Source organism: Clostridium sp. (genome assembly GCF_051650885.1).
Classification (GTDB): Bacteria; Bacillota; Clostridia; order Clostridiales; family Clostridiaceae; genus Clostridium.
Map to the genome: position 1 here is coordinate 1 of NZ_JBOFRG010000217.1, position 8,436 is coordinate 8,436.

7 protein-coding genes and 1 pseudogene are annotated in these 8,436 nt (G+C 25.5%); 2 read left to right on the forward strand and 6 right to left on the reverse strand.

Features of this window, described 5'->3' with window-relative positions:
• Window positions 1–573 precede the first annotated feature (573 nt).
• Both ACRC28_RS10545 and ACRC28_RS10550 read right to left on the reverse strand, forming a co-directional pair.
• A complete protein-coding gene (locus ACRC28_RS10545) occupies window positions 574–1,719 on the reverse strand; it encodes an MFS transporter (RefSeq protein ID WP_438543406.1) in 1,146 nt (381 codons plus the stop codon).
• Entirely contained in the window at window positions 1,712–2,980 is a 1,269-nt protein-coding gene (locus ACRC28_RS10550) for a PqqD family peptide modification chaperone (RefSeq protein ID WP_438543407.1), read from the reverse strand. Before ACRC28_RS10550 ends, ACRC28_RS10545 begins: the two co-directional genes overlap by 8 nt.
• A gap of 163 nt (window positions 2,981–3,143) precedes the next feature.
• Here ACRC28_RS10550 and ACRC28_RS10555 point away from each other — a divergent pair, with 163 nt between their 5' ends.
• The gene (locus ACRC28_RS10555) at window positions 3,144–4,916 is read left to right on the forward strand and encodes a glycoside hydrolase family 35 protein (RefSeq protein ID WP_438543408.1); all 1,773 of its coding nucleotides are present in this window, start codon (window positions 3,144–3,146) and stop codon (window positions 4,914–4,916) included.
• Between the two features lie 3 nt (window positions 4,917–4,919).
• Window positions 4,920–5,693 carry a sulfite exporter TauE/SafE family protein gene (locus tag ACRC28_RS10560; protein ID WP_438543409.1) on the forward strand — a complete coding sequence of 258 codons (774 nt, stop codon included), beginning with the start codon at window positions 4,920–4,922 and terminating at the stop codon, window positions 5,691–5,693.
• A 120-nt stretch (window positions 5,694–5,813) separates the two neighbouring features.
• Here the strand turns inward: ACRC28_RS10560 and ACRC28_RS10565 are convergent, their stop codons facing one another.
• The 4 genes and pseudogenes from ACRC28_RS10565 to ACRC28_RS10580 all read right to left on the reverse strand — a co-directional run.
• Window positions 5,814–6,416, reverse strand: coding sequence for a hypothetical protein (locus ACRC28_RS10565; protein WP_438543410.1), 603 nt, complete (start codon window positions 6,414–6,416; stop codon window positions 5,814–5,816).
• Between the two features lie 28 nt (window positions 6,417–6,444).
• Complete coding sequence (locus ACRC28_RS10570) at window positions 6,445–7,062, reverse strand: hypothetical protein (protein ID WP_438543411.1); 618 nt, start codon at window positions 7,060–7,062, stop codon at window positions 6,445–6,447.
• A gap of 57 nt (window positions 7,063–7,119) precedes the next feature.
• A complete protein-coding gene (locus ACRC28_RS10575; RefSeq protein ID WP_438543412.1) occupies window positions 7,120–7,740 on the reverse strand; it encodes a hypothetical protein in 621 nt (206 codons plus the stop codon).
• 142 nt (window positions 7,741–7,882) lie between these two features.
• Window positions 7,883–8,436, reverse strand: a pseudogene (locus ACRC28_RS10580) (6-phospho-beta-glucosidase); the annotation flags it as partial.

Sequence of the window (8,436 nt, forward strand, 5' to 3'; positions counted from 1 at the left end):
TATTCGTTTTTATGACAGACCCCTCTCTGCATAATTCATTTAAATATTGACTTACTACATTTCTTTGAACCTTCATTACTTCTGCAATTTCATTTGCTGTAACACCCTTAAAATCTTCATTTTTATTTTCAGCACATAACTCTTGTAATAACTGAAATACTCTTTCCTTAATTGTCATATACAAATTCTCCCCTCATTAAAATTCCCTATACACTTTAAATAAAATCCATTTAAACCTTTTCTATACAAATATATCTTATCATACTTTTTCTTATTTTGTAATATTTTTGATATATTTCTTTAAAGTGTCATTTATTTTTGTATGACACTATTTCTACTTATAAATAAATACTCCTAATCATCTATACTCTATATTTAAAATCTAAATAAACACAGTAGAATTGGATCTTTTTTCTACTGTGTTTATTTTCCATCTAGTTAATTGTATCAAGTTTATGAATTATTTGTGTTCATATCAGTTTTTTTGCATTTTGGTCTAGTGTATAACATTATATCACCTCCACTTATTGCTTCAAACATTTAATCAAACTCTTATTAAATCCAATTTTTTCTTTAACTTTTATTACTAACTTTTCTCTTCATCAGAATAAATATTCCTCCTAAAATCAAACTAAATATAATAAAAATTTGTTCAATCTCTATTCTATAATCCATTAAAATACCACTTAAAATCATTACTATAGCAGAAATCATATTTACTTCCATACTAAGAACGGAAAATATTGTAGATCTAAATGTTGAATCTTTAATATTTTTATTTATATATAAATTTAATAATGTGCTTAAATACCCCCATACATATCTTATAAGTATTACTAATACAATTATAAGTTCGCTTTTTTTTGTTATCGCTACAATACTCATACCTATTATTATCACTAGTACTGCCTTGGGAAAATTTTCTATTTTCCCACTTCCAAACTTTGCACCAATACCATATGTTATGGTAGCTAAAACATAAATTGCTCCATATATTAAATTACTCTCTATCATTCCGCTTGTTAATATTGGAAATATTTGAAAATATATTCCAGTGAATATCGCTGAAACTACCCCATATATTCCCACTATAAAAATACCATCTTTACTTAACGTATTTTTGAACACCTTTATTTTTTCTTTCATCAGTGTCTTATTATTTATTTTCTTCTCATATGAATGTTCATTTATTTTTAATAAAATAAAAAATGCTATACATTGAAATATTATTGTGCATATAAATACAAATTTTACTGAATATCCATATAATATACTTCCTAAAAAAAAAGAAATTGCTAAGAATATAGACTGTATTAATCCTATGTTTTTAATAAATTTAGAATAATTTTTTTCCCTTCCTTCTGCTTTGAAATTATCATAGTATAATGCTACTATTGAACCTGATAAAAAGCATTCTGATATTCCAAAACAAATCTCTCCAAAAACAAGCATATATATTGTTGGTTTATATATAAAACTTATCAATGACATTATATTTAAAATCATCCCGATTAATATAGATATTTTTCTTCCATATCTATCTGCTAAATATCCTGTCGGAATTTCAAAAATTAAAACTGTCATTGATTTAACCATAAATAGAATACTTACCAATGTTACACTTTTTAATATTTCATTAAAATAAATTGTTAATATTGGAATATGAAATAATAGAAAACTCGACCCAGTATATGCATAATATTTATAATTTTTATTCACTAAATTTTACAACTTTTATTTGCTTTAAATAATTTATAAATTCTTTAACATCATTTTCTATATCTCTTTCTGTAATAGTCTTGTAAATTTCTTTCAATTTCTTCACAATTTCTTCCACTGAATTTCCATATTCTATTTCTTCTAAAATTATGCTCCCTATTAAATTTATTTCGTATAACTCTTTTTTATTATTTGCAACTATATAATACGTCTCCTCACTATCTTTAATACTATTTATATTCTTTCTGACATAGTCATATAGCCTTATATTTTTACTCACATTATAATGCCTTTGGTATATATACTCTTTATTTAAAATATTCCTCCCCTCAATTTCTTTTTTCCCTAATTTCCCTAAACATTTAAAATTTTCTCTCAAATACTCTAGTTTAGGCGAATGAAATATATCAGAAAGATCATCAAATATTGCATTTCCTAATTTCATTACATCATTGTATACACATGGAATTACATCCCCATTAGGCATTATCGCTACTGATGTTCTTCCACAAGCACATCCACCATCTATTCCTTCAATAAGTTCTTCTCCATAATTAAAATTCATCTCTATCTCTTTATACATCTTTTTAAATTTTATTATATCCATATACAGTTTTTCTACTTGATTTTTATTTAGTTCTAATTCACTCCTATCCGTTGCATTTCCTGTAAGTTTAATTCTTTTTAAACTTATAGCTTCACATCCTTTTGAGATTGCCAGTTTAATTATATTTTCAATATCATCTACATTTTCACTTGTTATTGTTGTTGAAATTGTAACTGAAATACCATTTTCTCTACATAAATCAATCGCACTCATAACATGGCTATAGCTATCACTATAGCCTCGTATATCATTATGTTTTTTACTATTACTATTATCTAAGCTTATAGAAATTGTATTTAGATTTACTTTTGCTAATTTTTTTATAGTATTTGTATCCATATATTTTCCATTTGTACTCAATGATACATATACTTTATTTTGTGTTAATTGATTTATTACTTCATAAATATCACTCTCTAAAATTGGCTCTCCACCACCAAGATTAACCCAATATATATTGTTTTCAATAATATTTTTTACAATTTTCATTTTATCCTCTATCTTTGCTACATTGCTACTTTTCCTTGTTCTACTATAGCAATGTTTACAATTAAGATTACAAATATAACTATAATTCCAATTAATCATTTGTGGTGCATATGTTATAACATAATCCTTTTGTTCCACTCCACTTTTCTTTAAATATTCAATCATATCCTCACATCCTTCTTATTATAATATATATTCCCTTGTTCTAATAAAATTCCTTTAATTTCCTTCTATAATTGCATCAACTAAGCTAATTTCATATGACACTATTTGGCACAGTTATTGCTTTAGTAAAAGTTATATAAATAACTTATTTTGGAGGAGAATTATGGATAATTTTAAAATAGAGAAAGATTTTTATCTTAATGATAAGAAAATTAAATTAATTTCAGGTGCAATTCATTACTTTAGAGTAGTTCCTGAATACTGGAAGGATAGATTAGAAAAATTAAAAGCTATAGGTTGTAACTGTGTTGAAACATATATTCCTTGGAATATACATGAGCCTAAAAAAGGTGTTTTTGATTTTTCTTACAATAAGGACATTGTAAGATTTGTTAAAGAGGCTGAAGCTTTGGGGCTTTTAGTTATTTTAAGACCTACACCTTATATTTGTGCTGAATGGGAGTTTGGTGGACTTCCAGCTTGGCTTTTAAAACATCCTTCAATTCGTGTAAGAAGTACAGATGAGATTTTCTTAGGACATGTTAAAGATTATTTTGCTGAATTATTTAAAGTAATTAAACCACTTCAAATTACTGAAGGTGGACCAGTTATAATGATGCAAGTAGAAAATGAATATGGTTCTTTTGGTAATGATAAAAAATACCTTAAAGCTATTAAAGATTTAATGCTCCAAAATGGCTGTACTGTACCACTTTTCACATCTGATGGTGGTTGGCGTGAAGTTTTAGATGCAGGAACTCTTTTAAATGAAGATGTTCTTCCAACTGCTAACTTTGGTTCAAGAAGTAAAGAACAAATTGGTGCTTTAGACACCTTCTTTAAAGATAATAATTTAAATTTACCTTTAATGTGTATGGAATTTTGGATAGGTTGGTTCAATAACTGGGGAGGCGAATTTAAAAGACGTGACTCTGAAGATGCAGCTAAAGAACTTCGTGATGTTTTAGATGTTGGAAGTGTAAACATCTATATGTTCCATGGTGGTACAAACTTTGGTTTCTTAAATGGTTGCAGCTATCACAATGGAATTGACCCTCAAACTACAACTTATGATTATGATGCACCTCTTACAGAATGGGGAGATTTTGGACCTAAATATCACGCATTTAAAAATGTAATTAAAGACTTTACTCATATTCCTGAAGTCCAATTTAGTACAGATATAAAATTTAAAGCTTATGGTAATGCTACTTTAAAAAATAAAGTTTCATTAACTAACACTTTAGACTCTTTAGCTAAACCTGTATTTAATGACTTCACTCTTAATATGGAGGCTTTAGACCAAAGCTATGGATACCTTTTATATAGAGCAAATGTAGGAAATAAGCGTAGTCTTGAAAAAGCTAAACTTGTAGACTGTGATGATAGAGCACAAGTTTTTGTAAATAATGAGCATGTAATAACTCAATTTGGAAATGAACTTTCAGAAAACTTTAAGATTGATTTTAATAAAGAAGAAAATAATATTATGGATGTTTTAGTTGAGAATACTGGAAGAATAAACTATGGTGCAAGCCTTTTAAGTCCTAAGCAAAGAAAAGGAATAAAAGGTGGTGTAATGCTAGATTTACACTTCCATACAGGATGGGAGCATTATAATTTAGATTTAGAAAACATAGAAGACGTTGATTTCTCTAAAGATTATATAGAGAATACTCCAAGCTTTTATGAATTTGAATTTGAAGTATCTGAAAAAGGTGATACCTTCCTTCATGTAGATAAATTTGGAAAAGGTTGTGCCTTTATAAATGGCTTTAACCTGGGAAAGTTTTGGAATGTAGGACCAACTAACTATCTTTATATTCCAGCACCATTATTAAAACTTGGCTTAAATAAAATAATTATCTTTGAAACTGAAGGTATTTATTCTGAAAACATAGTATTATCAGACAAGCCACTTTACACTGGAGCTTAAAATATGATTTATTTAGCTTTAGCTCTTTTAGCTACCACCATAGGCTCTTTAGCTGGAATTGGTGGTGGCGTTATCCTAAAGCCATTCTTAGATTTAATTGGTGCCTTTGATGTAAAAACTGTAAGTGCCTTATCATCAATCACCGTTTTATCTATGGCAATTGTATCAAGTATGAAATATAAAAATAGCAAAACACCTATAAAATTTAAGCAAACTATCCCCTTAGGTATTGGTTCAATTTTAGGTGGAGTATTTGGAGAAAAAATACTTAGTGCCATGCTAACTTTTATAAATGAAACTAGATTAATTGTAATGCAAAACTTAATTTTAATTATTTTAATGGTTTTAGTTTATATATATATGAATAATAAAAATCATATGCCAAAATTTAAAGTTACAAACATTTTTATTTGTATTTTAGCTGGATTTACTTTAGGTTCTATCTCATCTATGTTAAGCATTGGTGGTGGTCCTATAAATGTTTGTGTCTTTGCCCTTTTATTTTCAATGGATACAAAGGAATCTTCAGTTAACTCCATAATAGTTATCCTATTATCCCAGTTATCTAAGCTTACCTTTATAATTTTAAAAGGTGCATTGCCTCCTTTAGATTTAACCGTACTACTTCCAATGATTATGGGCGGCATACTTGGTGGTGTCTTTGGAAGTACTTTAAACAACAAATTAGATAATAAAAACATTTCTCTAATATTCAATACGTGCCTAATATTTTTAATATTTTTAAATGGTTTTAATATCTATAAAATACAATTTTAAAATAAAAAACCTGAGCCTCCCTCTTGGCTCAGGTTTTTCAAATTTATTTTTATTAAATGTAAAGTTTAGTATTTTAAATTCACTATTTAAGAGTCTTTTCTTAAAATATTTATTCTTATATTACAAAATAGAATTGTAATTTATTCCAAATATTAATCCATTACTTTTAATTGTAAATAATTTTATAGTTATTATATTTAAAATATGTGTTCCTAATATCTTTATATTATTTATAACTAAAATTTTCTTCTTCTTATTTAATAATTTAATCCCTTTTATAACTCCCTCAAAAAAAACATAATCCTTTTCAAAAAAAGTATATTCAATCGGTGCAATCATCATATTTAATATAATCATTATAATATATCCAATTGTAAATAATATCCATACCAATATACCTTTTTTAGAAAGAAATATTGTTAGTACTTCAGCTACTCTACTCATTATTATTACTAATATATAATTACAAATTAATATATTAAAAAACATTTTTTTTGTTACTTTTTTATTTTTACTATCATCTATAACATTGATTAAATATATTTTATAATATGCTAGATAAATAGCCAGTACTATTCCTGTTATCATATAATTAATGTAATAATTATATTTCATTTCTTTTGCAATATAATTTGCACCAAATGTAAATACTAGTATTAGCAAATTCATAAGATATTGCTCTGTTCCAATTTTTTTTAACTTTTCTTTTGTTTCTTCAATCATAGTCTTCTCCTATCCAATGTTTTAAAATTTATTTTTTTAATATAAATAGCTCTTCTTTACCAGTATTATTTCCATAGCTACTATATGATGTTATTTCTCCATTAGATTTTATTCCACAATACATTGAATTTTTATTATCAACAATCTCAAATTTTTCATTTATATTTCCTACACTAAACTCATTAAATTTATTTTCTTGATTATTCATAATTATTCCAAATGAATTATTATAAACATCTAAAAGTATATATTCTACCTCTTCACCATTATTACTATTATTTTTTATTTGTTCATTATAGTAATTTACTAAAGTTTTTTGTGTTAATACATTTGGATTATATTTTTTTATTATTATCTTTACAGGCTCTTTTGTTATTCCAAATGTTACTTCTTTTGTTATTGATTCATTTGAAATTCCTGAATATTTTAAACCTTCAAATATACTTTTACTAATATCACTATTTTCTAATAATTGTCCTTTAGTACTATTTCCTATATTCTTATTAAAGACCTCTTGTTCTTGATTTATTATTTGAGAATTTTTAACTTTATGATTATTTTTATTTTCCATACTTATATAAAAGATTATTCCAAGAACAATAACAATTGCTACTACTCCTATGCTTAGTATTTTCTTATTTTTCATTTGTACTTCCTCCTAAAATTAAACACTCTAAAATTTATTGTTTTTATTTCAAAGTTATTAATTTTCATCTATTATTGAAGTATAATTTATGCCTATAATCATGCTACTACTTTTAATTGTAAAAATATATGCAGTTAATATATTCAATATATGTGTTCCTAATATTTTCACATTATTTAACATTAATATTTTCTTTTTCTTATTTAATATTTTCATTCCTAAAATAACTCCTTCTACAAATGTACATTCCTGTGAATAAAATACATACTCTATTGGAGCTACTATTATCTCTAAAATTATTAATGTAAAATATGTGATTCCAGCCATAATGACCACTATAAGTATATTTGAACTTATATTTTTCACTAAATATCTAGCTACTGCGATAATTATCATTGCAACTATATAATTACATACGACAATATTAAAAAATTTCTTTTTTGACATTAATACATTTTTACTATTAATCATAAAATTCATTAAATAAACTTTATAATATCCAACATATAGAGCCACTATTATATTAGGAACTATGTATGAAATATAACTATTTGTTTTATCATATCCTGTTCCTCCTGCCATTATATTGGCAATCCATACAAAAATTAATATCAATAAATTCATAAAATATTGTCCACTTCCAATATTTCTTAATTTTTCTTTTGTTTTTTCAATCATTATTTTCCTCCTAACTTTAGCATCTTTAATTATACAACAAATGAATTAAATTCCAATCATTAATGTACTACTTAGAATAATTTATTCTTATCTTTTAAAAAGTAATAAAACCTGAACTATATTCTTAGCTCAGGTTTTTATATTAATTAAATTCTGCTTTATTTACTTTTTCTATTTTCTCTATTACAGATTCAAATTGTGGAAGATATTTTTTATGTGCTACTAACAAGTCATTTAAAATTTTTCTTCCTTTTTCATCATTTGACACTAATGGGTTTGTTACCATTGCAAGTAATGCTGTGTCATAATTTCCTGTATATGCTGCCTCTGCTGCTAGTCTTTCAAATGCTTTTATTGAATTTGTTAACCCTTGTGCTGCTATTGGAAGATCTTTTACTGTTTCTACTGGTACAGGTCCATCTTTAGTTATATAGCAGCTTATTTCTACTGCTGAATCTTTATCAAATTGCTTTAATGTATCATTATTTTTAGTGTTTACTGCAACAATATTCTTTTTATCATTAAATATACCATTTATAACATTGCAAGCTACATCTGAATAATGTGCTCCACCTCTTTTTGATAATTCTTCTGGTTTTTCTTTTAAATCTACATTTTTATATAATTCAAATAGTTTCTTTTCAACCTCTATAACAACTTCTGCTCTTGTTTTATTATCCTTAAACTCATGTAATT

Coding starts and splice junctions, on each gene's coding strand:
- ACRC28_RS10575 (WP_438543412.1), bottom strand. CDS start 7,740: ATGATTGAAAAAACAAAAGAAAAATTAAGAAATATTGGAAGTGGACAA.
- ACRC28_RS10565 (WP_438543410.1), bottom strand. CDS start 6,416: ATGATTGAAGAAACAAAAGAAAAGTTAAAAAAAATTGGAACAGAGCAA.
- ACRC28_RS10550 (WP_438543407.1), bottom strand. CDS start 2,980: ATGATTGAATATTTAAAGAAAAGTGGAGTGGAACAAAAGGATTATGTT.
- ACRC28_RS10570 (WP_438543411.1), bottom strand. CDS start 7,062: ATGAAAAATAAGAAAATACTAAGCATAGGAGTAGTAGCAATTGTTATT.
- ACRC28_RS10555 (WP_438543408.1), top strand. CDS start 3,144: ATGGATAATTTTAAAATAGAGAAAGATTTTTATCTTAATGATAAGAAA.
- ACRC28_RS10560 (WP_438543409.1), top strand. CDS start 4,920: ATGATTTATTTAGCTTTAGCTCTTTTAGCTACCACCATAGGCTCTTTA.